Below are 25,823 nucleotides of genomic sequence, written 5' to 3' on the forward strand. Positions count from 1 at the left end.
CCCCCCCCCCCCCCCCCCCCCCCCCCCCCCCCCCCCCCCCCCCCCCCCCCCCCCATTTTTTTTTAATGATACGGCGACCACCGAGATCTACACTCGACTAGTCGTCGGCAGCGTCTTTTTTTTATAACACACAGTTAAACAACTCCCACCTCCGCCACCTCGGCGCGCCCGCCCACACGCGGGGCGCTTTTGATTCTGAGGGTTGGTCTGTTAGACTCCTTGGGCGGAAGGAAAGCCCATGCCCGCCGAGAGCGAAGACGGAAGCCGCCATGAAATTCCCGGCCTCGACCGGTTCGAGATGGTGCGGCGTGCGCCCGGCTCTCGGCTCCGCGGCTCCGTCACCGATCTATGCTTCTATCGCGAAACCGCACCGGGCCGCCTCCGCAACGTCGAATACGCATCGCTGACCGTGCCGCTGGTCATCAGCTTTGGCGAGCCCTTCGCCATCGGGCTCGGCAAGGAGCCGGGCGACAATGACCGCTTCGCCAATTTCGCCGCCGGCCTCTATGCCGGTCCGGTGGTGATCGAATCCTTCGGTGGCGCCTGCTGCGTCCAGGTCAATTTCACGCCGCTCGGCGCCCGACGCTTCTTCGGCCTTCCGATGAGCGAACTGACCGACCGCATGGTCGGCCTCGACGATGTGCTTGGCCCCGAAGGGATCGCTCTGCGCGAAAGACTTGGTAATGCGCGCGACTGGACCGCACGCTTTGCCATCGTCGAGGCGTTCGTCGCCGCACGGCTGACCGAGGCCCGGGAAACGCAGGCCGAAATCGCCTGGGCCTATGACCGGATCATAGTCTCGGGCGGCCGCATTCGCGTGTCGTCGCTCGCCGACAGGCTGGGCTGGAGCCGCAAGCATCTCTTGGGAAAATTCTCCAATGCGATCGGCGTCGGCCCCAAGACGCTGTCGCGCATCGTCCGCTTCAACCGGGCGCTCGGCCTGTCAAGGCAGGACAAATCCGATTGGGCTGATATCGCCGCCGATTGCGGCTATGCCGACCAGGCGCATCTGGTGCGCGAATTCCGCGACCTTGCCGGCGAAACGCCGACGACGCTTGCCGCCCGGCCATAGGTTCTGAAACGCCCCTTGCCACGCCCAGTGGGCGCACGGGTAACATTTCTTCAAGACGTGCGAACAGCTTTCGCCCAGACTGGGTTATCGACAATCCAATTGAAGGAGATCGCCATGACCATGTCAGTCGAACCGCCCAGGCTCTATCCCACCTTGCGCTACCGCAATGCCGCGAAAATGATCGACTGGCTGGGTGAAGCCTTCGGCTTTGCCGTTCATGCCCGCTACGGCGAAGGCGACATTGTTCATCACGCCGAACTGACTTTCGGCTCCTCGATGATCATGCTGGGCACTGCACGCGACGACAAGTTTGGCCAGATGATCGGTGCACCGGGCCCGGGTGGCGGCAGGTCGATCTATGTTGCCGTCGACGATGCCGATGCCGCTTATGCCAGAGCCAAAAAGGCCGGCGCCGAAATACTGGAAGAGCTCACCGACCGCGACTATGGCAGCCGCGAGTTCATCTGCCGCGATCCGGAAGGCAATGTCTGGTCGTTCGGCACCTACTGGCCGAAGGCCGGTGAAAAAGACTGAACTGGTAACGCTGCACAGGGAATGTGACGGTTGAGGGCCTGTTGGCGGCCAAGGTTTCATCGTTCGTTTCGGTGGGCTATCACAACATTCGGGGTTGACCGAAGTCTCCCCCAACTTCGTCATCCCTGGGCGAAGCAGGAGCGAAGCTCCGTCGCGGAGACCCTGGGATCCTGCCATGACAACCTCGCAAGGCGCGGTGACCCAGAACCGAGCACCCTCCGTCGAGTTCCTTCGCACCCCCCTCTGTCCCTCCAGCGTTCCGAAAGGTCCCGCACCGCAGGTAACGGCAGGATCCGCCAGGGCATGCGGTTCGTCAACGTAACATCTGACCTGTCAAAACTTCTGCGCCGGGGAGCTAACGCGCCAAACCAAAAATCGCGTCGCAGTCGAGGTGAGTCTCCAGCTCGGCTGCGACCTCGTCCAGTGCCCGTTCGACCTCGGCGCGATAGTCGATGCCGCCGCCCTTAACGCCAAGGTTTTCCAGAAATTTCGCCCGAAAAGCGTCAGCGGAAAACAGCCCGTGCAGATAGGTGCCCGACACCTTGCCGTCGGCCGAGATGGCGCCGTCAGCGGCGCCGTTGATGACGGCGGATGGTCGCAGCGTGTCCGGACCGGTGGTGCGGCCGAGATGAATCTCATAGCCTTCGAGCGGCAGGTCGAACTGGACCGAGCGCGCGCTGACATTGCGCACCGTCTTTTCCGGCTCCATCACCGTTTCGACGTCGAGCAGGCCGAGCCCTGCCGTCTCGGTAACGCTGCCCTCGATGCCGTCGGGATCGCGCACGACACGGCCGAGCATCTGGAAGCCGCCGCAAATGCCGACGACGTGGCCGCCGCGCTTGCGGTGGGCAAGCAGGTCGCGGTCCCAGCCATTCTCGCGGAATCTCAGGAGATCGCCGATCGTCGACTTCGAGCCGGGAATGACCACCAGCCCGGCATCCTCTGGCAAGTGCTGGCCGGGCGGCACGAACACCACCTCGACCTGAGGCTCGGCGTTGAGCGGGTCGAAATCGTCGAAATTGGCGATACGCGAAAGCATCGGCACGGCGACCTTCAGCGCGCGCTTCTCGCCGGACGCCAGGCGTTCGAGCACCACCGAATCTTCCGAGGGCAATCGCGCCGCCGCCTTCAGCCACGGCACGACGCCAAAGCAGCGCCAGCCGGTGAAGCTCTCGATCGCCTTGATGCCGTCATCGAACAGCGAGACATCGCCGCGGAACTTGTTGATGAGATAGCCGACGATCATGCGCCGGTCCTCTTCCGGCAGGATCAGATGCGTGCCGGCGACCGAGGCGATGACGCCACCGCGATCGATGTCGCCGACGAGGATCACCGGCACATTGGCGCGCGTGGCAAAGCCCATATTGGCAATGTCTCGGCTTCTGAGATTGATCTCGGCCGGCGAGCCGGCGCCCTCGACGATGACCAGATCGGCGCCCTCGCCGACCTTGGCCCAGGAGTCCAGCACGGCATCCATCAGCCGGCCCTTCAGCGCCTGGTAGTCGCGCGCCCGCGCCTCGCCGAATACCTTGCCCTGCACCACCACTTGCGCGCCGACATCGGTCTGCGGCTTGAGCAGAACCGGGTTCATGTGGACGGAGGGCACAACGCCACAGGCGATCGCCTGCAGCCATTGGGCGCGGCCAATCTCGCCGCCGGAGCTGTCGCCCGGAATGTCGGCGACGGCGGCGTTGTTCGACATATTCTGCGGCTTGAACGGTCGTACCTTCAGCCCACGGTTCCTCGCCGCGCGGCACAGGCCCGCGACCAGCACTGTCTTGCCGACATCGGAGCCCGTGCCCTGCAGCATGATCGCCTTGGCCATTAATTCCTGCCCTGTGAAATGCTGCCGGTGATAGTGGATTTCGCCGCCAGCGGCCCGCCGCGCCAGATGTAGAGCGCCAGCAGCGGCTCCTTGCCGGTGCGCATGGCGTGACTGATATCAGAGGCATGGTGGATCACCTCACCCGCCTCGCGCCTACGAAATTCGCCTTCGCCCATGCGCCATTCGGTGCCGCCGGTCAACGGAATGTAAATCTCCTCGGCGACGTGGTGGTGGTCGGGATAGACGATATCAGGTCCGAGGATCAGCAGACCGGCCGCGACCTTGTCGTTGACGAAATGGCCACGCGTGCCGAAGACTTCCAGCCAGCCATAGTTGTCGATGAATGTCTTGCCGAAATCCGCCTCGCTGTAGGTCTGCCCCCAGCACAGATCGCGACGCTCCGCAAGCAACTGGACCAGCGACCTGGCGCCTGCCGGAGCAAGCTCGACGATACGGTCGAGCTGGCGCAGGCAAGCAAGCGGATGCGGCTCGAGCGGACGCGCCGGCATGGCCCAGCCGATCCGGGCCACCGCATCGCGCACCAGCGCATCATCGAACCTTTCGAGGTAGGCATGAAAACACTCGAGCAGTTCATCGAAATTTGTGGTCACGCCTTGCTCCGCACACGCATTCGCGCACCGCCGCTCCACAGATGGTTGGATGGAGATGGTCGGCTTGCGCGGCGGCATCATTGGTCTAGATTGGACGGCGCGCAAAGCCAAAAAGCGACAGGCCAGCAAGCCGAAGAACATCAGGGAGCACGCGATGGACGCCGCTGTCGATGCGGGCACCAGCCAGTTCGAACTCAACGAGGACCAGCGCGCCATCCAGGAGATGGCCGAGGCCTTCGCCGCCGACCGCGTCGCGCCGAACGCGCTCGACTGGGACCGCAACAAGCATTTTCCGGCCGACGTGATCCGCGAGACAGGCCCGCTCGGCCTTGGCGGCATCTATGTCCGTGACGATGTCGGCGGCTCGGGGCTCGGCCGGCTGGACGCCGTGCTGATCTTCGAGGCGCTTTCGCGCGCCGATCCGGCCTTTTCATCCTTCATCTCAATCCACAACATGGTGGCTTCGATGATCGACCGCTTCGGCAGCGACGAGCAGCGCCAGCGCTTCCTGCCGAAGCTGACCTCGATGGAATGGCTGGCCAGCTATTGCCTGACCGAGCCGGGTTCGGGATCGGATGCGGCAGCGCTGAAGACGCGCGCGGTGAAGAGCGGCGGTGACTATGTGCTGAACGGCGTCAAACAGTTCATTTCGGGCGCCGGCGACAGCGACATCTACATCGTCATGGCGCGCACCGGCGCCGACGGGCCGAAGGGCATTTCCACCTTCGTCGTGCCGAAGGATGCGCCGGGCCTTTCCTTCGGCGCCAACGAGCACAAGATGGGCTGGCACATGCAGTCAACTCGCCAGGTCGTCTTCGAGGACTGCAAGGTGCCGGCGCAAAACCTGCTCTCGGCCGAAGGCGCCGGCTTCGGCATCGCCATGGCCGGGCTCGACGGCGGCCGGCTCAACATCGCCGCCTGTTCGCTGGGCGGGGCGCAATCGGCGCTCGACAAGGCACTGTCCTACACCGCCGAGCGCAAGGCCTTCGGGTCGAAGATCAACCAGTTCCAGGCGCTGCAGTTCAAGCTCGCCGACATGGAGACGGAGCTGCAAGCAGCACGAATCTTTCTCTACGCCGCCGCCTCGAAGCTCGATCGCAAGGCCGCGGATGCCTCGAAATGGTCGGCGATGGCCAAGCGCTTCGTCACCGACATCGGCTTCAACGTCGCCAACGATGCGCTGCAACTGCATGGCGGCTACGGCTATCTGCACGACTACGGCATCGAGAAGCTGGTCCGGGACCTGCGCGTCCACCAGATCCTCGAAGGCACCAATGAGATCATGCGCGTCATCATCGCACGTGCGCTGCTTGGGCGGCAGTAGGGCAGTAGGGCAGTAGAAATGACCGGCAGGATCAATTCTTACAAGGACCTTACTGTATGGCAGCAGGGGATATATCTGGCGCATGATCAAGCTTATCAGATGCTACCTAGGCATCGGAAAAATGCTTCGCCAACTTATCAGCAACTGGCGCCGAATAGGCTGCCCTACTGCCCTACTGCCCTACTCCCTAACCTAACCACGGAGTGCCATTATGACCACCATCGCCTTCATCGGCCTCGGCAACATGGGCAACCCGATGGCCGCCAATCTCGTCAAGGCGGGATATGCAGTGCACGGCTTCGACCTGATGCCGGAAAATCTCGTCATCGCCAGGGACCATGGCGTCGTCGTCATGGCCAATGCCGTTGCCGCGGTGAAGGAGGCCGATGTGGTCATCACCATGCTGCCGGCCGGCAAACATGTCCTGTCGGTCCACGAGGACATCGCGCCCAAGGCGAAAAAAGGCGCGCTGTTCATCGATTCCTCGACGATCGACGTCGAATCGGCACGAAAAGCCCACGCCATTGCCGCCAAACATAAGCTGCTGTCGATCGACGCGCCGGTTTCCGGCGGCACCGGCGGCGCCGCAGCCGGCACGTTGACCTTCATGGCCGGAGGCTCGAAGGAAGCCTTCGCCAAAGCCGAGCCAATCCTCAAGCCGATGGCCGGCCGTATCGTCCATTGCGGCGACGACGGCGCCGGACAGGCGGCAAAGATCTGCAACAACATGATATTAGGCATTTCGATGATCGGTGTCGCCGAAGCCTTCGTTCTGGCCGAAAAGCTCGGCCTGTCGCATCAGGCGCTGTTCGACGTCGCCTCGACATCCTCCGGCCAATGCTGGTCACTGACCACCTACTGCCCGGTGCCCGGACCGGTGCCGACATCGCCGGCCAACAATGGCTACAGGCCGGGGTTTGCCGCAGCACTGATGCTGAAGGACCTGAAACTGTCGCAGGAAGCCGCGCAAAGCGCCGGTGCGGTGACGCCGCTGGGCGCCGAGGCCGCCCAGCTTTATGCGTTGTTCAATGCCCAGGGCCATGCCGGCGCCGATTTTTCCGGCATCATAAATTTCCTGCGCGGTACCCCGGCCTAATGCATGTCGCTCAAAAGCATGCCCTTGGGCGCGACCCAGGGCTTGACCCGAGGGTGCGCAGCGATTTTGGGACAACGACATGGATAAAAACAAGAACTTAAAGCGCGTCGTATGAGTCCCATCAGACGCGCCGCGCTTTAAGCCTTGAACTCGACTGGGCTTTTCGATTTCCCGGCAAAGAGAAACATCGCAAATTTAGATTTGCTTAAACTCTCGATAACCCCCCGGTAACGATGTGCCTGTAAAACGGAATGCGAGGCGGCATATCGCATCCGCCCGGCGCTCCGGATCAGGTCTCGCGTACCGGAGCCCGTAAGTTTCGCAAGTGTCCTGGTAGCGAAGCGCCATGCGTATCTGGCAAAGCCGCGTTCCCGATGGAGCGCGGTTTTTGCGTTTCGCAATCTTCAAGGACAGTGACGATCGCCCTGGCGCGTCCCCGGATGATCGTCGGCCTCGTGGCGGCGGTCCTGACTTACGACCCACAGGTGGTCGCTCCAATGCTCCCCAGCGCGAGGGTTCGGTGAGCGATCTGAGATTACCTAACTCCCGAAGCTCGTCAGTCCAGTCGACAGGACTATCGACAGCGTCACGAAGTGGCAGCAGATCAAGGAAGACGCCAAGAACGACGCCGACCACATCCGCGCCGACGTAGAGATCAAGCGGCTTGAGCGGACCTCATGAAACCTTCTGATTTCTAAGCCGTTATCGCCGGTATGTCCGGGGCTAAATTCAAGCCGAAATCGGTCTCCAAATCACGCGATGCCGAGAAGTCGCGCCAGGAGAAGCAATCGACTGTCGAAGTCGCGTCTGAGATCGTCGGCGCGGCCCCACCGCCGCTGGACCTGGTCGAACCCGATCCGGAGCTGACCCCTGAGGAGGCCGAGCAGGAGCGCAAGAGATATTTGCTGAGGCGTTTCTGGATCAGCGCGCGCGGTTACTGGGGCCGCGGAGGCGATAGGCTCGCTTGGCCGTACACGATCGGGTTATTGGTCCTGATCGTCATCAATGTCGGCTTCCAGTATGGGATCAATGTCTGGAATCGCGCAATTTTCGACGCCCTTGAGCAACGCAATGCTCGCACCGTCTATGTCCTGAGCGCCGTTTTTGTGCCGCTCGTGCTCGGAAGCGGAAGCCTTGTCGTTGCACAGGTCTTCCTTCGCATGACGATTCAGCGCCGCTGGCGTTCCTGGCTCACCACCGCGGTCATCGCGCGTTGGCTTGCAAGCGGGCGCTACTTTCAGTTGAATCTCGTCGGCGGCGACCACCAGAACCCCGAAGCCCGCATCACGGAGGATTTGCGGATTGCCACCGAATCCCCGGTCGACTTCATCGCCGGTGTCATCAACGCGTTTCTGTCGGCCTCGACCTTCATCGTGGTGCTCTGGACGATCGGCGGGGCCCTGACCCTGACGATCGCGGGTTCGACGGTGACCATTCCCGGCTTTCTCGTCATCACCGCGGTATTGTATGCCGCGATCACATCCACCTCGATGGCGATCATTGGCCGCCATTTCGTCCACCTCTCCGAGGAAAAAAATCAGGCGGAGGCCGAATTCCGCTACACGCTGACGCGCGTGCGGGAAAACGGCGAGAGTATCGCATTGCTCGGCGGCGAGGAGGAGGAGCGTAGCGGCATCGACAAGACGTTCGCCCATGTGCTCAGGCAATGGGCGCTCCTTACAGGTCAGCACATGCGCACAGCGCTGGTATCGCAGGGGGCGAGTCTGTTTGCGCCTGTCGTGCCGGTTTTGCTTTGCGCTCCAAAGTTTCTCGAAGGCAGCATGACACTTGGACAGGTAATGCAGGCTGCCTCTGCCTTTGCCATCGTGCAGGGCGCGTTCGGATGGCTGGTCGACAATTACCCCCGTCTCGCCAATTGGAACGCCTGTGCACGGCGCATCGCCTCGCTGATGACGTCGCTCGACGGGCTCGAGCGCGCGGAACAGAGCAACACTCTGGGACGCATAAAGCGCGACGAAACTGCAGGCGATGCGATGCTCAGCCTGAACAATCTGTCCGTGTCGCTCGACGACGGCACCGCCGTGGTCAAGGAAACCAAGGTCGTAATCGGATTAGGCGAGCGGGTGCTCGTCGCCGGCGAATCCGGCTCAGGCAAGAGTACGCTGGTGCGGGCCGTCGCAGGTCTGTGGCCGTGGGGTGGCGGCAGCGTCAACATCCACGCCGACAGACGGCTGTTCATGTTGCCGCAACGGCCCTATGTCCCCACCGGGACGCTTCGCCGCGCAGTCGCCTATCCAGGCGCCGCCGATCGCTGGGCGCTGGACAAGATCAAGGCTGCCCTCGACAAAGTCGGACTCGATTATCTGAACGACAAGATCGAGGACGACGCGCCATGGGACCAGACCTTGTCGGGTGGCGAAAAGCAGCGGCTCGCCTTCGCGCGTCTTCTGCTGCACAGCCCCGATATCATCGTGCTGGATGAAGCAACGTCAGCACTCGATGAAAAAAGCCAGGACAAGATGATGGAGATGATCGTTCACGAATTGCCGAAGGTCACCATCATGAGCGTGGCGCATCGCGCCGAGTTGGAAGCCTTTCATAGCCGAAAGATCACATTGGAGCGGCGCGAGGGCGGCGCAAAGCTTGTCAGCGATATCGATCTCGTCCAGCGCAAGAGAAGATGGAACTTGCTTGTGCGATTTATGGGGCGCCGGCGCGCCGTACCGAAGCGCAGCACGACCTTGAGCAAAGCGGCACTGCCCGAGACAAAAAAGTAAAGTCCGCCGGTCGGGCCTGGTGACAAAGGCAGCAAGGAAGAGGTCGCGTCGAGCGCACTGTGAACTAAGTGGCCCAAGAAAAAGTTCCTGGGCGTCTCTGCCGGCGCTTAAGCCGATGGCAGTGTCAGCTACGCACGCTCAAATGAAGCATCAGATGATGCTCATAATGGCCGGCGCCATTTCTTACGATGGGGTCCTCTGAGGTTATCGCCTGGATGTTTTGATCATCGGCGATCCTGTAGAGCGACACGCCATAGCCGCCACTCGGATCCATTACGGGGCCGTGTGCGACGATCAGCCCACGATCGAGCAGATCGTCCAAAAAGGCTCCATGCTGCTTCATCCACTCTCGCTCTTCGTCAGTCATGGTCGCGAGAAAGTCGGTGCGCGGCGGAATATACTTGCACAGGTAACACTTCATTTTGAGCTCCGATTTAAATCCATTTGCCTGCTTGCCTTGGCGATCGCGCCGCCGCCGGCCTTCGCATTCATTTTTTTATGGAACGTCGACGAGCGATCAGATACTATCATTTTAGGAGTAAGTAACTATCAAAAAGATATCAACATGAAGGATCTTTCGAACCAACCCTGTCTGATCGCTCGCAGTCTTGCCTTGGTAGGGGATGCATGGAGCATGCTGATCATGCGCGATGCGCATGCCGGGCTCAGTCGTTTCGACGAATTCCGCAAGAGCCTCGGTATAGCCCCGACGATGCTGACCAGCCGGTTGGCAGCCCTGACGGAGGAAGGGCTGCTGGAGAGACGGCGATACTCCGAGCGGCCGCCGCGCGATGAATACGTGTTGACGCAGGCTGGTCAGGATCTGCTTCCAGTGCTGTTCTCACTCGTCGCTTGGGGAGGCAAGCACCGCGGTGGAGGCAATTTCACCCGGTTCTTTGACGCAGAGACAGGATCCGAAATCGACCCGATTAGCATCGACCGTTCGACCGGAGCGCCGATCGGCACCCGTCCCATTCAGATTGTTATGCCCAAGTCCACAACCAACGAGTAAGTAGCGCGGTCTATCGGCCCTTCGGATCACTTGTTGAAGTCGACGAGACACGCCCCGCCGGCACCAGTCGATGTAGACCTTGTCCACGTCCTCGACCATTTGCTCGGCAATCGCTGCCACGATGGCTTCGTAGCGGCCCTTGGTGAGCGGCTCTTCCGGCTGGTACTCGTAGGATAAGGTGTCGACCTGGGGCAGGACCGACACGGCGCGCACCAGATTGATGTGGCCGTCCATGACCATCGAATATTTCAGGGTGCAGGAGACCTGATTGCCGCCCTCACGGCCGATCCTCGCCTGGCGAGCTTCGGCAGAATGCGGCATTCCGGGCGTCCGGTTGCAGGACGCCCCGGCGATCGTTCTATCTTATTGCTTGCGCAAATCCGCTTGCGCCAGATCAAGCGCCTTGGCGATACGGTCGCAGGCCATGTCGATCGTCTCACGCGTCCAGATCAGCGGCGGCGACAGGATCATCGTGTCGCCGGTGGCGCGCAGCATCATGCCTTGGGCAATCGCGTGGTCGCGGACAATCACGGCCGCGCTCCCGGCCGGCAGGAAGCGCTCCTTGGTCGCCTTGTCCCTAACAATCTCGATCGCCCCCATCAGCCCGATCGAGCGCACCTCGCCGACCAGATCGTGACCGCCGATGTGCTCCTGCAGCGCCTTGGCGAAATAGGGTCCGGTGTCGTTCTTGACCCGATCGACCAAAGCTTCCCGCTCGATGATCTCGAGGTTCTTCAGCGCCACGGCGCAGGCCACGGGGTGGCCGGCATAAGTATAGCCGTGATTGAACTCGCCGCCCTTCTCGACCAGCGTCGCGGCGATGCGGTCACCGACCAGCAGCGCCGACAGCGGCTGATAACCGGAGGTCAGCGCCTTGGCGGTTGTGATGGTATCGGGCTCGATGCCGAAGGTCTGAGCCGCGAACCACTCGCCGGTGCGGCCGTAGCCGGTGATGACCTCGTCCAGCATCAGGAGGACATCGTATTTGCGGCAGATGCGCTGCACTTCCGGCCAATAGCTCATCGGCGGTATCTTCACGCCGCCTGCCCCCATCACCGGCTCGCCGATGAAGGCGGCGACCTTGTCGGCGCCGGCTTCGAGGATGGCGTCCTCGACGGCCTTGGCCGCGCGCAGGCCGAAATCATGGTCGCTTTCGCCGGGCAGAGCCAACTCGTAGGCATAAGGCATCATCACATGGACGATGTTGGGAACCGCGCCGTTGAGCTGCTTGTGCATCGGCTCCATGCCGCCCAGCGACGCACCGGCGATGGTCGAGCCGTGATAGGCTGTCTTGCGCGAGATGATGCGGTTCTTCTCCGGCTTGCCTTCCAATGCCCAATAGTGGCGGACAAGGCGCAGCGCCGTGTCGTTGGCCTCCGAACCGGACGAGCCGAAGAACACCTGGTTGACGTGCTTCGGCGCCAGTTCCGCCAGCTTTTTGGCCAGCAGCACCGGCGTCGGGGTCGAGCATTTGAAGAAGGAGTTGTAGTAAGGCAGTTCCTTCATCTGGGCGTAAGCCGCGTCGGCCAGCTCATCGCGGCCGTAACCGATGTTGACGCACCACAGCCCGGCCATACCGTCGAGGATTTCCGTCCCTTCGGAATCGTAGATGAACGGACCGTTGGCGCGGGTGATGATGCGTGAGCCGGCCTCGCGCATCTCCTTGTGGTCGGTAAACGGATGAAGGTGATGCGCAGCATCGATCTGCTGAAGCTGCTTCAGCGAATAATTCTGATAGGTCATGTCTGATCTTTCCTCTTGAACCAATCCGGCAATTGCAGATCAATCCAGCAATTGCAGCGGGGGCGGATTCGTCAGAGGAAGGCGGGCGGCGAATAGCCGATGCGGGCGCAAAGCCGCAAAAGCTCGGCGCGAAGCGTGCGCGGCGACGGCGTCACCGCCACCCCAAATGCGCAACATGTCCTCATCCGAGCCATGGGCTTCACCTTAGGCGGTCTGATGCGATCAGTTCAAGCCGTTCCGTTCAGCGCCCGTTGCAGGAAGACATACTTCATCGCCGCCTGTGCCGCTTGCGGCCGGCGATCGCCGCGCCCGCCATGGCCGCCCTCGGTCTCTTCGAAGAATAGCGTCTTCGTGTGGCCGACAGCCTGCAGCCGCCCGGCCATCTTGCGCGCATGGCCGGGATGGACCCGGTCGTCGGCGGTCGAGGTGGTCAGCAGCACAGGCGGATAGGCAGCATCGGCCTCGACATGCTGATAAGGCGAGTAAGCGGCAAGCCACTCGGCCTCTTCAGGCTTCGCTGGATCGCCATACTCGGCCATCCAGGATGCTCCAGGCGGCAGCTCGGTATAGCGCAGCATGTCGAGCAGCGGCACGTCGATGATCACCGCACCGAAAAGCTCCGGATGCTGGGTCAGCGAAACGCCGGTCAGCAGCCCGCCATTCGAGCCGCCCTGGATGCCGAGCGTGGCCGGCGTGGCGATACCGCGTTTCACCAGGTCTTGCGCGACCGCTATAAAATCGTCGAAGGCATTCTGGCGATTGGACTTGAGCGCGGCCTGGTGCCAGTTCGGGCCGAACTCGCCGCCGCCGCGGATATTGGCCTGCACATAGGCATTGCCTTTTTCCAGCCACAGCCGGCCGCGCACGCCGGCATAGCCGGGCAACAGCGGCACTTCGAAGCCGCCATAGCCGTACAGCAGCGTCGGCACCGGCCCGTTCTGATCGCGCCGTCTGACGACGAAGTAAGGGATCTCTGTGCCGTCTTTCGAGCGTGCCTCGAACTGTTCCGAGACAAGAGACGACGCATCGAAACGCGCCGGCTGCGATTTGACCGTTGTCAGCGTCGCAGCATTGTCATCCGACCAGATGATCGAGCTCGGCGTCAGGAAATCGGTGAAGGAGAAGGAGACGCTGGAGCCGAAACGCTCGGCGTGGCTGATGCCGACATTGCCGTTTTCAGGTAAGGCTACCGGCTCCAGTGACCAGCCGCTGCCGCTGCGGTCGCAGGCGACGACCTTGCCGCGCACATTGTCCATCAGGTTGATGAACAACCGGTCTTGCGTGCGGGCGACGCCGGCGATCGAAACACGATCTGCCGGTTCGAGCACGGTTTCGACAGGTCCCAGCGCATTGGTTTCGATCCAGCGCGCGAAATCCAGCGAATAGAGGCCGTCGGGTCGGCACAGCGTACCATCCGGCGCCGTCCACGAGCTACGCACCACAAAGACAAACTGATCCCTGAACAGCGCCGTGTCGGTGACGTCGTCCGGCAGCGGGATGCGCCTGTTTTCGCCGGAAGGCAGCCGCAGGAAGCTGTGCGAGGCAAAGAAGTCGAGCGTCCGGGTCAGGAACAGATGCCGCTTGTCACCGTCGAATTCGAGGGAACCGCCGGCGGCGAGATCCTGCTTCTGCGCCTCGAAGATCGGCGTCGCATCCTCCAGCCTGGTGCCGCGCTGCCACAGCTTGACCACGCGCGGATAACCGGACTGGGTTTTTTCGTCCTCCTCGAAGGCGGCCGAAACGATAACGGTGTCCTTGTCCAGCCAGCTGAAGCCCGACTTCGAGGCGGGCGCACGAAAGCCGCCCTCGACAAAGGACTTGGTTTCGATGTCGAATTCGCGCACCTCGCTGGCGTCGCCGCCATCCGGCGACAGGCTGAGCAGGCAGCGGCTGAAGTCGGGGTAAAGCCGGCTGGCGCCGCTGAACACCCATTTCACGCCCTCTTTCGCGGACAGACTGTCGAAGTCGATGATCGTCTCCCAATCCGGCTTCTCGGTCTTGTAGGAAGCGACCGTGGTGCGCCGCCAGAGGCCGAGCACATTGGTCTTGTCCTGCCAGAAATTATAGACGTGACCGTTGAGCGCGGACCCGACCGCAATGTTGTCTTCGGCGGTCATCAGGTCGAGTGCGGTTTGGAAGTAGGCCTGGTAGGACGGATCGCCCTGCAATTCACCTGTTGTAGCCTCGTTCTGACGGTGAACCCAGTCGAGCGCTTCCTTGCCTGTCCTGTCCTCCAGCCAGAGAAAGGGATCTTCGGTCTTGCCAACTGGACCCTGCTGCTTCTGTGCGATCGACTTTGTCATGTGGTCTCCGAAAAATTGGTCAAGTTCGGTGCCGCAAACATCGGCATGGCGCTATCAACATTCAATTGGAACACGTAAAAACGACGGATCTCCGCAGTTGCGATAGCCAAGCCTTCAGTGCGGACGGCAAGGGAAACTTCATGCAACGTCTCTACATCGCGAGTGAGAGATTTGGCCCTTCCGATGGTACCGAATGGAGGAACTACATCGAGTGGTCAGGCCTCAGCCAGTTGACCGAGGTCGTCACGCTCGACGGAATGCTGTGCCCGTTCGCGCTCCCAGAGACCAAGGAGAGCCACTGGCCGCATATTGTTCAAGAAGACAATATGCTCAATTTCTTCTTGGACTTGGATTTCCTTCTTTCGGAACTGGCCGATACGGGCGACCTCAACATCCTTGGCGTGATCCGGAGGCCAACGGTCGATGTGCGCTCGCTTGATTGGGACGGGTTTGCCTTCATGGGCTACGAGTTGCTGGACAAGGACGTCAGCATCAGCGCATTGACCAATTGCGGCGGATTCCCCGACGTGTTTGCAAATGCAGAACTTTCCAGTGTCGGGCTGATAGATGACTTTGATCGCGCGGCCGAAATTCGGGATTTGCTGCATGAAATGCACCCCGAAGAACATCATGCCGACTGTGACCTCTGGGCTGTTTTCAGACGGCAAGGCAATTAAGCGACTGCACTGCGCCGATAGATGCCTCACGCCGTCCGCCGACGCAAAACCGTGGCAATCGCCAACGCCAGGCAAATCGCGCCAAGCGTGATCGGCAGGCCGTCCGCACCGAGAATATCCATGGCGCCGCCCGCCAGCGGCGGCACGGCGATGCCGCCGACGCCCCACATCAGCGAGAAGGCGGCGTTGCCGGCGACCAGTGCCGAGCCGGTGAACCGCTCGCCAAGCTCGATGATCGACATCGTGTAGATGCCGTACGAAACCGCACCCCAGATAAAGACGCATGGCCAGATCAGCGGCGTCTCGATGAGAACCGGCAACAGCACGCATCCGAGCAGCGTTAGCGATACACAGGTAAATCGGACCAGACGCGCCGTCAGCCGTTCCGCCAGCAGGCCGAGCGGCACCTGCATGGCGATATTGCCGGCGATCATCATCGACAGCAGCGCCGACATGCGGGTTTCCTCGATGCTGTAATGCGCTCCGAAGACCGGCAGCAGTGCTAGCACCGCCTGTTCGAAACCGGCGGCCACTACAACCGCCGACAACAGCAGCCATGCCATCGGCATGAACCCCATGACCGAAACCCGGTGCCCGGCTTCATCGACCTTCGGCAGCCGTCGCAGCACCAGCGCCAGGCAGGCGCCGCAAAAGACGAATGCGGCGATGCCGACGAGAAACGGCGGCCATCCTTCGGTGCCGACGGCAAGCAGGCACAGCGGGCCGGCGGCGAAACCTGCCGAAATGACTGTGGAATAGATCCCCATCACGCGACCGCGGCGCGCCGGTGGCGCCAGCGCGATCACCCAGATCTCGCTCAGCACGTAGAGCGGATTGGTCACCACGCCGATCAGGAAGCGCAGCGGAAACCATAGATAGACATTTTGCGTCCAGCCGATCAGCGCCAGCATGATAGCGGAAAGTGCCGCGCAGGTGAGTGCCGTGCGCCCTGCCCCGAACCGGCGCGCCAGCGCCGGGATGAGCGGCGACGAGACGATAAAGCCGACCGGCGTCATTGCCGCGGAGAGACCGATCATGGCCGGCGAGACGCCCTGGCGCTGCAGGATGAAGCTCAGCAGCGGATAGCTCAGCCCTTGCGCGATGGCGAACACCGAAACGGTGGCGATCACGCCGGTGATCGCCGCCCACTGCATTGTCTCGTCGCTGTTCTGTTCCGCCAGGTCCATGATCCGCACCAATAAGAACCTGCACGATTAGCGTTTCGGCGGCGTGCCGGGAAGCACCGGCGGCGAAAACCGCTTGCGCCAGCCAGAGCATGACTTGTTCAAGAGTCCCCGGCGCCATTCAGACCACTACGGAAAATACCGGGCAATCGCCCCCTTCCTGCCCTCCGCGTAAGGCTTCAGCCACTTGTCGTCGATGGAGAGCCCATCATTGTCCGACGGTCCTTCTCCAATCGTTCTGCGCCAGGCGCGGAACTTGTAGTGGTCGAACACGTCGAGCATATGCACCGCAAAGGCCGCAGCGAACGTCTTGTCGCCTTCTACAATCACCATGTTCTCGTCGTTTTCATAGGACGCCTTGTAGCCAAGGTTGTGGCTGCCGGCGATGACGGTCGCGTTGTCGGCCATCGGATCGATGATGACGATCTTGTCGTGCACGATCGCATGGCCGACGGTCAGCACTTCCGCCTGGAAATCCCGCGCAACGGAGGCCCCCGTCAGGTTGGCCGCCCTGACGATGGAGACGTTCGGCGCCTCCCAGACCTTCTCAGGAAAGACGAATGGCGATTTGCCGTCCTTGTTCGATTTGTTGGTGACCGGATCCCTGGTCGGGGCAACATAGTTGGGCATGGCGGTGTGATCGCTGATTGCGCCTTGCACGATCAGCTTTGGATTCGCCGTCGCCGCCGCGACCGCCTGATCGACGACCGAATTGTTGCCAAGCCGCGAAGGATTGAACACGAGAAAGAGCACCGCCTCCTTCGCCGCCTTAATCCGTGCGAAAACGTCTTCGAGATCGACAGGCCGCACCGAGATGTCCTTTTTGCTGCGGTCGGGATCGTTTGGCGAGAACCAGATCGTGGTCCTATTGACATGGTTCGGTGTGCGATTCTTCAGGCGAAACGGCTTGCCTTGCTTCTGCGCCACACGTCCGGCGGCGCTATCGCTCGCCGGCGGCGGGAACACGTCGGCCTTCATCCGCTCCCAATAGGCATCGAACACTTTGGCCATGGCAGGGTCGTCGCGGATGAAGGCGTTGTTGGACTGTCCGCAAATGCCCGTCGACGTCCAATTGGTGCTGCCAGTCATCACCGCTTGCGGATTGCCCTGGGCGTCGCGGTAGACGGCAAACTTGTTGTGGCCGATATGGTTGTTGTTGAACAGACGATCGGTCAGCACGACGCCGGCGTCCCGCAGCCGCTTTCTGAAGGGCGCGTTGCCCGCGTCCCACGCCTTCGTTTGTTCATCCCTGCCCGAATTCGAAAGAATGACGTCGACGAGATCCTTGGCGTCGATGATAGTGTCGCACAACTCGTCATCGCCAAGTTCATAGAGGGCAAGCCTGACAGTGCCGCCCTCGGCCTTGGCCCGTTTCATCAGGCTGGTGAGCACATCCGGAACCTCGCCGTGAAGATAGGCGCGTATCTTGCTGCCGGGACGCTGAAGCTCGGCCCTGATCTTATCGCGCTGCCCGACCTTGATGCCGGCATCTTCCAGGGCGCGCGACAACCATTGCGTCGAGAGTACGCCGTTGGTGAAGGCGAGCCTCGCCTTGCCGAACATCGATCCCAGGAAGATGGTCGGGCTGACGGCACCTTGTCCGAGATAGCCGAGCGGCCGAGCCGCTCCGGTATAGGCTTTCTCGGGGCGCACCGGCACCGGATCGAGGCCGGGGCGCATGTCGCCGACCGGACGCACCCGGTAGGCGACCATTTCGCCATCCGGCCTGATTTCAAGGCTGTCACGGCGCCGCCGCACCGTAAGATCGCGCCAGAATGTCTTCTGCACCGGCCAGACGCCGGTATCCTGCGGAATCCAGTCCTTGTTGCGTTGCCCATTGAAAGGCACCCAGGACGCCAGACAGCGTTCCTCGCCGGTGCCGGGATAGATGCGGACGATTTCGAAGCCGAGACAGCCGTCGATCATTCCGTCAATATCCCAGGCAATGAAGGCGACTTCATTGTTGGTCGCAGCACGCACGCTGACAACATCCGACATGGAGACAGTCTCCCTCAGGACCGGTTTCATTCAATGTACTTATTTCATATGACGTGATCGCAACGTGACACGTTTCACAGTTCGGGCCAGACCTGGTTTCGCCTGGTCGTCCGGCTGGCGAACGTCCATGTCGCTTCCCTCGTCCTAGTGGTCGCCGCCTCCGCAATGGCGGGGCGGCCGGCGGTCCATTATGCCGCCGCACTGTCGCAGCGTACGAGGACTATCATGACCGCCGCCCTTCATCCCGCCGAGCCGGCATTGGCAAACGACCGCGCCCGTCGCGGCGGTCGCGCGGGAAAGCGCGCCGGCGGATCGGCGGCGTTCGAGCAGCCGCCTTTCCGTCAGCTGAAAATCCCGCTGACGCCGACCAAGCTGGTCTCCGACGACGAGCTGGAATCGATCCATCTCGCCTCGCTGCGTGTTCTCAGGGAAATCGGCGTCGACGTGTTGCACGACGAGGCAAGGCGCATCATGAAGGCGCATGGCGCGGATGTCCGCGAAGGCAGCGAGCGGGTGCGCTTCGACAGCGACATGATCCTCGAGCTGGTTTCCCGCTGCCCGTCGGAATTCACCATCCATGCTCGTAATCCGGCGCACAATGTCCGCTTCGGCGGCGACAACCTGATCATCTCGATGATGGCGTCGGCGCCCAATTGTTCCGACATCGATCGCGGCCGCCGGCCGGGCAACCAGCAGGACTACCGCAACTTCCTCAAGCTTGCGCAGATGCACAACATCCTCAATTGCACGGGCGGTTATCCGGTCGAGCCGATCGATATCCATCCGTCCGTCCGCCACCTCGAATGCATCCGCGATCTGAGCGTGCTCACCGACAAGGTGTTCCACATCTATTCGCTCGGCAAGGAGCGCAATGTCGACGGCATCGAGATCACCAGGATCGCGCGCGGCATCAGCGACGAACAGCTTCTTGAAGAGCCGTCGGTGTTCACCATCATCAACACCAATTCGCCGCTCAAGCTCGACGTGCCGATGATGGAAGGTATCATCCAGATGTCGAGCAAGGGCCAGGTCGTCATCGTGACGCCGTTCACCCTGTCGGGCGCCATGGCGCCGGTGACCATCGCCGGCGCGCTGGTGCAGCAGAATGCCGAAGCGCTGTCCGGCATTGCCTTCGCCCAGATGGTGCGCAAGGGTGCGCCCGTCGGCTATGGCGGCTTCACTTCCAACGTCGACATGAAGTCCGGCGCGCCGGCCTTCGGCACGCCGGAATACATGAAGGCGCAATTGGTCGGCGGCCAGCTCGCCCGCCGCTACAACATCCCCTACCGCACCTCCAACACCTGCGCCGCCAACACGGTCGACGCGCAGGCGGCCTATGAAAGCGTGTTCTCGCTGTGGGGCGCCATCCAGGGCGGCGGCAATCTGATGATGCATGCGGCCGGCTGGCTGGAAGGCGGCCTGCGCTGCTCCTACGAGAAGACCATCCTGGACATCGATCTGCTGCAGATGGTGGCCGAGTTCCTGACCCCGCTCGACCTCTCCGAGGAGGCCCTCGGCTTCGACGCCATCCAGTCCGTCGGTCCGGGCGGCCACTTCTTCGGCACCCAGCATACCCAGGACCGCTACAAGCACGCTTTCTATTCGCCTATCATCTCCGACTGGCGCAATTTCGAGACCTGGGCGGAAGCCGGATCGCCGACGGCTATCGAAAAAGCCAACCGGGTGTGGAAGGAGCGGCTGGCTACTTATGAAGAGCCCTACATGGACCCGGCTATCCGCGAGGAGATCAACGCCTTCGTCGACAAACGCCGGTCCGAAGGCGGCGCGCCGACCGATTTTTGACCATCTGTATTGGTTTGATGAACAGTCGACCCCCACTCCGTCGAGCTTCGCTCGACACCTTTCCTCCGTTCGACGGGGTAGAGGAAGGGCGTGAGATTATTCCAGCCGGCGCCCTTCTCCGCTTTGTTTTCAGGCCCCGCTCACTCGATTCAATCTCTTCAAAAACGGAACTATCTTCATGAAATCTCATGCAAAAGCGGTTGTCATCGGCGGCGGCGTCGTCGGCTGCTCGGTGCTCTACCATCTGGCCAAGGCCGGCTGGACCGACATCATGCTGATCGAGCGCTCGGAGCTCACCTCCGGCTCGTCCTGGCATGCGGCGGGCGGCTTCCACACGCTCAACGGCGATCCCAACGTCGCCAAGCTGCAGGCCTACACGGTGCAGCTCTATAAGGAGATCGAGGAGCTTTCCGGCCAGTCCTGTTCGCTGCACCTGACCGGCGGCGTGATGATGGCCGACACGCCCGAGCGCATGGACTTCCTGCGCCTTGCCCACGCCAAGGGCCGCTATCTCGGCATGGACACCGAGCTGATCACGCCGTCCGAGGCCAAGGCGATGTTCCCGCTGATGGACGAGACGAATTTCGTCGGCGCCATGTGGGATCCGGTCGAAGGTCATCTCGACCCTTCCGGAACCACCCACGCCTATGCCAAGGCCGCCAGGAAGCTCGGCGCCGAGATCGTGCTGCGCAACCGCGTCGTAGAGCTGACGCAGGAGGTCGACGGCACCTGGAACGTCGTTACCGAGCAGGGCACGGTCAAGGCTGATCACGTCGTCAACTGCGGCGGCCTGTGGGCGCGCGAGATCGGCCGCATGGTCGGGGTCGAGCTGCCGCTGCTTGCCATGGAGCATATGTACCTTTTGACCGAGCCGATGCCGGAGGTCGAGGAATTCAACAAGTCGACCGGCTGCGAAATGATCGGCGTTATGGACTTCAAGGGCGAGATCTACACCCGCCAGGAACGCAACGGCATCCTGCTCGGCACCTATGAAAAAGCCTGCAAGCCGTGGTCTCCGGTCGACACGCCGTGGGATTTCGGCCACGAATTGCTGCAGCCCGACATCGACCGCATCGCGCCGTCGCTGGAGATCGGCTTCAAGCATTTCCCCGGCATCGAGAAGGCCGGCATCAAGCAGATCATCAACGGCCCCTTCACCTTCGCGCTCGACGGCAATCCGCTGGTTGGCCCGGTGCAGGGCCTGACCAATTTCTGGTGCGCCTGCGCCGTCATGGCCGGTTTCTCGCAGGGCGGCGGCGTCGGGCTGGCATTGTCGAACTGGATGGTCCATGGCGATCCCGGCTTCGACGTTTGGGGCATGGACGTCGCCCGCTTCGGCGAATGGGCGACGCTGCGCTACACCAATGCCAAGGTGCGCGAAAACTATTCGCGCCGCTTTTCCATCCGCTTTCCCAACGAGGAATTGCCGGCCGCGCGCCCGGCGCAAACGACGCCACTCTATGACACGATGCTGGCCAACAACGCCGTCATGGGCGATAGCTGGGGCCTCGAAACCCCGCTCTGGTTCGCGCCGAAAGGCGCCGAGCCGAAGGACATCGTTTCCTTCCATCGCTCCAACGATTTCGGGCCGATCGGCGAGGAAGTGCGTGCGACACGCGAGAAGGTCGGCGTCACCGAGATCGCCAACTTCGCCAAATACGAAGTCTCCGGGCCGGGATCGGAAAATTTCCTCAACCGGCTGATGACCAACCGCATGCCGAGGACCGGCCGCATCGTGCTGACCCCGATGCTGAACGAGTTCGGCAGGCTGATCGGCGACTTCACCATCGCCAAGGCGGGTGAAGAGCGCTTCATGATCTGGAGCTCGTCGGCGGCGCAGAAGTATCATATGCGCTGGTTCGAGAAGCACCTGCCGAAGGATGGTAGCGTGCGCATTCACCGCTTTGACCAGACGCTTGTCGGTCTCTCAATCGCCGGGCCGAGATCGCGCGACCTGCTGCAGAAACTGGTCGATGTCGACATTTCGACCAAGGCTTTCCGCTTCATGGATTTCCGCGAGATGGCGGTCGGCGGCGCGCCCTGCATGGTCAATCGCATCACCTATACCGGCGATCTCGGTTACGAGATCTGGATGGCGCCGGCCTACCAGCGTCTGGTCTACAAGGCGATCAAGGACGCCGGCGAAGAGTTTGGCGTCGTCGATTTCGGCATGCGCGCCCTGCTCTCGATGCGCCTGGAAAAGAACTTTCCGACATGGTTCCGCGAACTGCGTCCGATCTACGGGCCGTTCGAAGGCGCGATGGACCGCTTCGTCAAGCTGGAGAAGAACGACTTCATCGGACGCGAAGCGGCGGCCAGAGAGCAGGCGGAAGGGCCAAAACTGCGCCGTGTCTCCTTCATCGTCGATGCCGCGGATGCCGACGTCATGGGCGACGAACCGATCTGGGCCAAGGTCGGCGGCAAGGACTACGGCACGGTGGAAAAGCCGCACGGCTATGGTGCGCCGCGTTTCGATACGGACGGCAAGGAAGTGCGCGGCTCCAGGGCCGCGGAAGGCGCTTCGGCCGTGCGCGGCATCGTCGACGGCGACTGGCGCGTGGTCGGCTGGGTCACCTCCGGCGGCTATGCCCATTACGTCCGGAAATCGATGGCGCAAGGCTATGTGCCGGCGGCCTTGGCCGGGGACGAGAGCGCCGGACTGTTCGAGATCGAAATCCTCGGAAGCCGACGCCCGGCCCGCATCAATGTCGAGCCGCCTTTCGACCCGAGCGGCGAGAAGATGCGGACTTAGAGCACCGGACCCAAATGCCAGCCCTCGCGCTTGACCCGGGGGTGGGACCGATTTGGGGAAATCCGATGCTAGAACAAAGATGCTAGAACAAAAGTGAGAGCGACGGTGCGATTCGACTTGCCTGCCCGCCGCTCCGGCAGCGATCAGGGCTGCCACATTGTGCGGGGCATGGTCTTCATGCTAGCGGAGCCGGCGGCAACTGGCACGAGCGATGAGAACTCGTTGAAGTATTCTATGAAATGGGACGAATGGCTTGCCGAGAGCAGGATCGGCCCCTTCCCGGCGGCGATCGTCATGGTCGCTGCTTACTTGGCCTTGCAAACCGTCATATTGTCTGTGCTGGCCACTTGGGCAGGAACTGGCGTCGGCGTCGATGACGCGGAGCAACTGATTTATCTTCCATATCTTTGGGCTGGATATGGCGGCTCGCAACCGCCTCTATACACATGGATCAACTGGCTGGCCGCGCAAATTTTCGGCACCAATATTTTCACGCTGAAGCTCGTCAAGTACTCCGTGCTGTTCCTCGCCGCCTGCAGTGTGTTCGCCGCCATGCGGCGGTTCGGCTACACGAAAGCGACGGCAGCGGCGGCCATGCTCGGACTTTTCACAATCCCGCAAATCGCCTGGGAATCACAGCGGGCCTTGTCGCATTCGGTCGCCGTTGTCGGCTTCTGCGCGCTGCTCCTGCTCGCGATGGCTAATCTGATCGAGCGGCGAAGCGTAATCGCCTATGCGGTGTTTGGCTTGGCAACGGCTGCGGCAATTCTTGCCAAATACAACGACGTATTCCTGGTGGCAGCGCTTGTTGCGGCGGTGTTGTCGCTGCGCGAGCTGCGCGGCGCGATCCTCGATCCGAAATTCGCAATCAGTGTTGCCGTCGCGATATTGGTGCTGGCGCCAACCACATATTGGAGCCTCATGCATCCTGCCGATTTGCTGGCGAGAGGCGAGAAGTTCGGAATAGACCTACAGCAGGGGCGCATGATGGCCGCGGTCACCGGCGCCGGCAAGTTTATCACGGGGACCTTCAATTTCGCTGTCCTGCCGGGGCTCGTTTGCGCGCTGGCTTTGGCGCTGACGGGGTTTCGTTTCTCCGAGCGTCACCCCAAAGCTCCGGCCAGGGAAGTTCTCTTGTGGCGTACCTTGGCGCTCGGCTTGGCCATGCTGGCGATACTTGTGCTGGCCACCGGCGTGACCGAGGTCAAGGCCCGTTGGCTGGTGCCGGTCCTGGTCATCTTGCCGCTGGCGATGGCCGCCTATATGGAACGGCTCTTACCACGCGGCAGGGACGCCCAGCTCCTGGTGATCGCGGCCGGAGCGATCATCGCCGTTCTGCTCGCGCCCGCCACTTGGTACTTCCAGATAAACGGGACCAGTGGTCTCTCGCGGATGATCCGGGTGGATTACGCGGCCCTCTATCGCCAGCTGACTGCAGACGGGCCGGTGAAAACCGCAATATCCGACGGTGCATGGGTCGGAAATCTGCGGTTGGTCGACGAAAAATTGGTCGCGCTTGACCAGGAAGTGCCGAATTTCGACAGGCTGGTGCAAGAGCCGGCCGCACTCGTCTGGCTTGACCGCGACGATCCGCGGCCGGTGATTTTGGAGCAGCTCAAAAAAGCCGGCTATGAGCCGGACGGCCAACCAAGGCAAATCATGGTTCCGCTATTGCCTAGCACCGACAAGTCTGCCCGGCCCGGCGCGTATATAAGATTGAAGCGAACGGCTGCGGAAAAATCCACAGCGCCCGAGGAAGGCGTCAGCAAAGGAGCCGAGGGTGGACAGGAACCCGACTGATCGGCCTCCTCGTCACCGCAGGATCATGCCGTTCGAGCCGGACGAAGCGGGCTCCATCGATGCGTTGCGCCTGAAGTCGCGGCGGAAGGCCGCTGAGCTCAACCAGCATGTGCTTGGCTATGGCGCACTGGCGGAAGCCGAGTGGAAGGCCGCCGGCATTGCTGCTCCCAACCTGCCCGCCATGCGTCAGTACCGGCTCGACCGCATCCGCACCGAACTGAAGCGCCGCGGCTATGCGGGAGCCCTGCTCTACGATCCGATCAACATCCGCTACGCGACCGACTCGACCAATATGCAGCTCTGGGTCGCGCACAATCCGACAAGGCATTGTTTCGTTGCCACCGAAGGCCCGGTGGTGCTGTTCGACTATTTTTCCTGCGAGCACCTTTCCGACCATTCCGGCGTCATCGATGAGGTGCGGCCGGCAGTGTCGTGGACGTATCTCTACAGCGGCGAACTGACCGAGCAAAAAGTCCGCCGCTGGGCGGCCGGCATCGCCGATCTGGTGAGGGAGCATGGCGGCGGTATCAGCCGCATCGCCGTCGACCACATCAATCCCGAGGGCGTCGAAGAACTCGCCCGCCTCGGCATTTCGATCGGCAATGGCGAAGCGCTGATGGAAAATGCACGTCTGATCAAATCGCCCGACGAAATCCTGGCCATGCGCCGGTCGATCGTCGCTTGCCAGGCGGCGATGGGCGAGATGGAAGCAGCATTGAGGCCAGGCATTTCCGAAAACGAACTGTGGGCCGAACTCCACCGCGGCAACATCGCGCGTGGCGGCGAATGGGTCGAAACCCGGCTCCTGACGTCCGGCCCGCGCACCAATCCCTGGTTCCAGGAATGCTCGTCGCGAACGATCGAAGCCGGCGATCTCGTCGCTTTCGATACCGACCTGATCGGCCCCTACGGTTTCTGCGCCGACCTGTCGCGCACCTGGCTCTGCGGCGACACCGAGCCGTCCAACGAGCAACGCGACCTGTTTCGCATCGCCGCCGACCAGATCGCCCACAACATCTGCCTGATGCAGCCGGGCATGTCCTTCCGCGACCTTGTCGAACGCTCGGCGGTGCCGCCTGGAGATTGTTTCCCGGCGCGCTACGGCGTGCTCTATCACGGCGTCGGCCTGGCCGACGAATACCCGACGCTGCCGCATGCGATCGACTGGACTGAAGACACGCCCGACGGCGTGCTTGTGTCAGGCATGGTGCTTTGCGTCGAAAGCTATATCGGCCGGCTTGGCGGACGCGAGGGTGTCAAGATCGAGGAACAGATCCTGATCACCGAAACCGGCAACGAGCAGCTTTCGACCTATCCGCTCGACGAGCGGCTGCTCGGCGGCTGACTGTTT

The 25,823-nt window shown here is 62.0% G+C and carries 19 protein-coding genes; 11 read left to right on the forward strand and 8 right to left on the reverse strand.

The annotated features are described in order from the left end of the window. Positions 1-238 precede the first annotated feature (238 nt). Together AC0L3N_RS21590 and AC0L3N_RS21595 are read left to right on the forward strand one after the other, a co-directional pair. On the forward strand, positions 239-1,072 hold the full coding sequence (locus AC0L3N_RS21590) for a helix-turn-helix domain-containing protein (RefSeq protein ID WP_473549428.1): 834 nt from the start codon (positions 239-241) through the stop codon (positions 1,070-1,072). Positions 1,073-1,186: 114 nt separating this feature from the next. Continuing rightward, on the forward strand, positions 1,187-1,606 hold the full coding sequence (locus AC0L3N_RS21595) for a VOC family protein (RefSeq protein ID WP_473549429.1): 420 nt from the start codon (positions 1,187-1,189) through the stop codon (positions 1,604-1,606). Positions 1,607-1,961: 355 nt separating this feature from the next. On the opposite strand, the gene AC0L3N_RS21600 is transcribed toward AC0L3N_RS21595, so the two are convergent. Both AC0L3N_RS21600 and AC0L3N_RS21605 read right to left on the reverse strand, forming a co-directional pair. Further along, the gene (locus tag AC0L3N_RS21600; RefSeq protein ID WP_473549430.1) at positions 1,962-3,431 is read right to left on the reverse strand and encodes a cobyric acid synthase; all 1,470 of its coding nucleotides are present in this window, start codon (positions 3,429-3,431) and stop codon (positions 1,962-1,964) included. Further along, positions 3,431-4,042 carry a dimethylsulfonioproprionate lyase family protein gene (locus AC0L3N_RS21605; RefSeq protein WP_473549431.1) on the reverse strand — a complete coding sequence of 204 codons (612 nt, stop codon included), beginning with the start codon at positions 4,040-4,042 and terminating at the stop codon, positions 3,431-3,433. Before AC0L3N_RS21605 ends, AC0L3N_RS21600 begins: the two co-directional genes overlap by 1 nt. A 154-nt stretch (positions 4,043-4,196) precedes the next feature. On the opposite strand from AC0L3N_RS21605, the gene AC0L3N_RS21610 reads away from it, so the two are divergent. From AC0L3N_RS21610 to AC0L3N_RS21620, 3 genes are all read left to right on the forward strand, one after another. Beyond that, positions 4,197-5,366, forward strand: a complete 1,170-nt coding sequence (locus AC0L3N_RS21610; protein WP_473549493.1) for an isobutyryl-CoA dehydrogenase — start codon at positions 4,197-4,199, stop codon at positions 5,364-5,366. Between the two features lie 211 nt (positions 5,367-5,577). After that, positions 5,578-6,462 carry a 3-hydroxyisobutyrate dehydrogenase gene (gene mmsB, locus AC0L3N_RS21615; RefSeq protein WP_473486574.1) on the forward strand — a complete coding sequence of 295 codons (885 nt, stop codon included), beginning with the start codon at positions 5,578-5,580 and terminating at the stop codon, positions 6,460-6,462. Between the two features lie 713 nt (positions 6,463-7,175). Then, a complete protein-coding gene (locus AC0L3N_RS21620; protein ID WP_473549432.1) occupies positions 7,176-9,200 on the forward strand; it encodes an ABC transporter ATP-binding protein/permease in 2,025 nt (674 codons plus the stop codon). 124 nt (positions 9,201-9,324) lie between these two features. On the opposite strand, the gene AC0L3N_RS21625 is transcribed toward AC0L3N_RS21620, so the two are convergent. Beyond that, entirely contained in the window at positions 9,325-9,621 is a 297-nt protein-coding gene (locus tag AC0L3N_RS21625; RefSeq protein WP_473549434.1) for a YciI family protein, read from the reverse strand. A 144-nt stretch (positions 9,622-9,765) separates the two neighbouring features. Here AC0L3N_RS21625 and AC0L3N_RS21630 point away from each other — a divergent pair, with 144 nt between their 5' ends. Further along, positions 9,766-10,212 (forward strand): winged helix-turn-helix transcriptional regulator, encoded by a 447-nt coding sequence (locus tag AC0L3N_RS21630; protein WP_095494557.1) that lies wholly within the window; start codon positions 9,766-9,768, stop codon positions 10,210-10,212. Positions 10,213-10,575: 363 nt separating this feature from the next. Here AC0L3N_RS21630 and AC0L3N_RS21635 read toward each other — a convergent pair whose 3' ends face one another. The 3 genes from AC0L3N_RS21635 to AC0L3N_RS21645 form a co-directional block, all read right to left on the reverse strand. Further along, entirely contained in the window at positions 10,576-11,955 is a 1,380-nt protein-coding gene (locus AC0L3N_RS21635; RefSeq protein WP_473549435.1) for an aspartate aminotransferase family protein, read from the reverse strand. 71 nt (positions 11,956-12,026) lie between these two features. Next, the gene (locus tag AC0L3N_RS21640; RefSeq protein ID WP_473549436.1) at positions 12,027-12,149 is read right to left on the reverse strand and encodes a capsid protein; all 123 of its coding nucleotides are present in this window, start codon (positions 12,147-12,149) and stop codon (positions 12,027-12,029) included. A 33-nt stretch (positions 12,150-12,182) separates the two neighbouring features. Next, positions 12,183-14,258: a prolyl oligopeptidase family serine peptidase gene (locus AC0L3N_RS21645; RefSeq protein WP_473549437.1), complete on the reverse strand. Its 2,076-nt coding sequence runs from the start codon at positions 14,256-14,258 to the stop codon at positions 12,183-12,185. Between the two features lie 140 nt (positions 14,259-14,398). Here AC0L3N_RS21645 and AC0L3N_RS21650 point away from each other — a divergent pair, with 140 nt between their 5' ends. Then, entirely contained in the window at positions 14,399-14,935 is a 537-nt protein-coding gene (locus tag AC0L3N_RS21650) for a hypothetical protein (RefSeq protein ID WP_473549438.1), read from the forward strand. A gap of 26 nt (positions 14,936-14,961) precedes the next feature. On the opposite strand, the gene AC0L3N_RS21655 is transcribed toward AC0L3N_RS21650, so the two are convergent. Both AC0L3N_RS21655 and AC0L3N_RS21660 read right to left on the reverse strand, forming a co-directional pair. After that, a complete protein-coding gene (locus AC0L3N_RS21655; RefSeq protein WP_473549439.1) occupies positions 14,962-16,122 on the reverse strand; it encodes an MFS transporter in 1,161 nt (386 codons plus the stop codon). Between the two features lie 126 nt (positions 16,123-16,248). Beyond that, on the reverse strand, positions 16,249-18,117 hold the full coding sequence (locus AC0L3N_RS21660) for a phospholipase D-like domain-containing protein (RefSeq protein ID WP_473549440.1): 1,869 nt from the start codon (positions 18,115-18,117) through the stop codon (positions 16,249-16,251). Positions 18,118-18,342: 225 nt separating this feature from the next. Between AC0L3N_RS21660 and AC0L3N_RS21665 the strand changes: the two genes are divergently transcribed. From AC0L3N_RS21665 to AC0L3N_RS21680, 4 genes are all read left to right on the forward strand, one after another. Beyond that, positions 18,343-19,920 carry a trimethylamine methyltransferase family protein gene (locus AC0L3N_RS21665; RefSeq protein ID WP_473549441.1) on the forward strand — a complete coding sequence of 526 codons (1,578 nt, stop codon included), beginning with the start codon at positions 18,343-18,345 and terminating at the stop codon, positions 19,918-19,920. A gap of 178 nt (positions 19,921-20,098) precedes the next feature. Next, the gene (locus tag AC0L3N_RS21670; protein WP_473549442.1) at positions 20,099-22,672 is read left to right on the forward strand and encodes a GcvT family protein; all 2,574 of its coding nucleotides are present in this window, start codon (positions 20,099-20,101) and stop codon (positions 22,670-22,672) included. A 222-nt stretch (positions 22,673-22,894) separates the two neighbouring features. Then, entirely contained in the window at positions 22,895-24,472 is a 1,578-nt protein-coding gene (locus tag AC0L3N_RS21675) for an ArnT family glycosyltransferase (RefSeq protein WP_473549443.1), read from the forward strand. A gap of 25 nt (positions 24,473-24,497) precedes the next feature. Next, positions 24,498-25,817, forward strand: coding sequence for a M24 family metallopeptidase (locus AC0L3N_RS21680; protein WP_473549494.1), 1,320 nt, complete (start codon positions 24,498-24,500; stop codon positions 25,815-25,817). Positions 25,818-25,823 lie beyond the last annotated feature (6 nt).

It is taken from the genome of Mesorhizobium sp. WSM4807 (assembly GCF_055811615.1).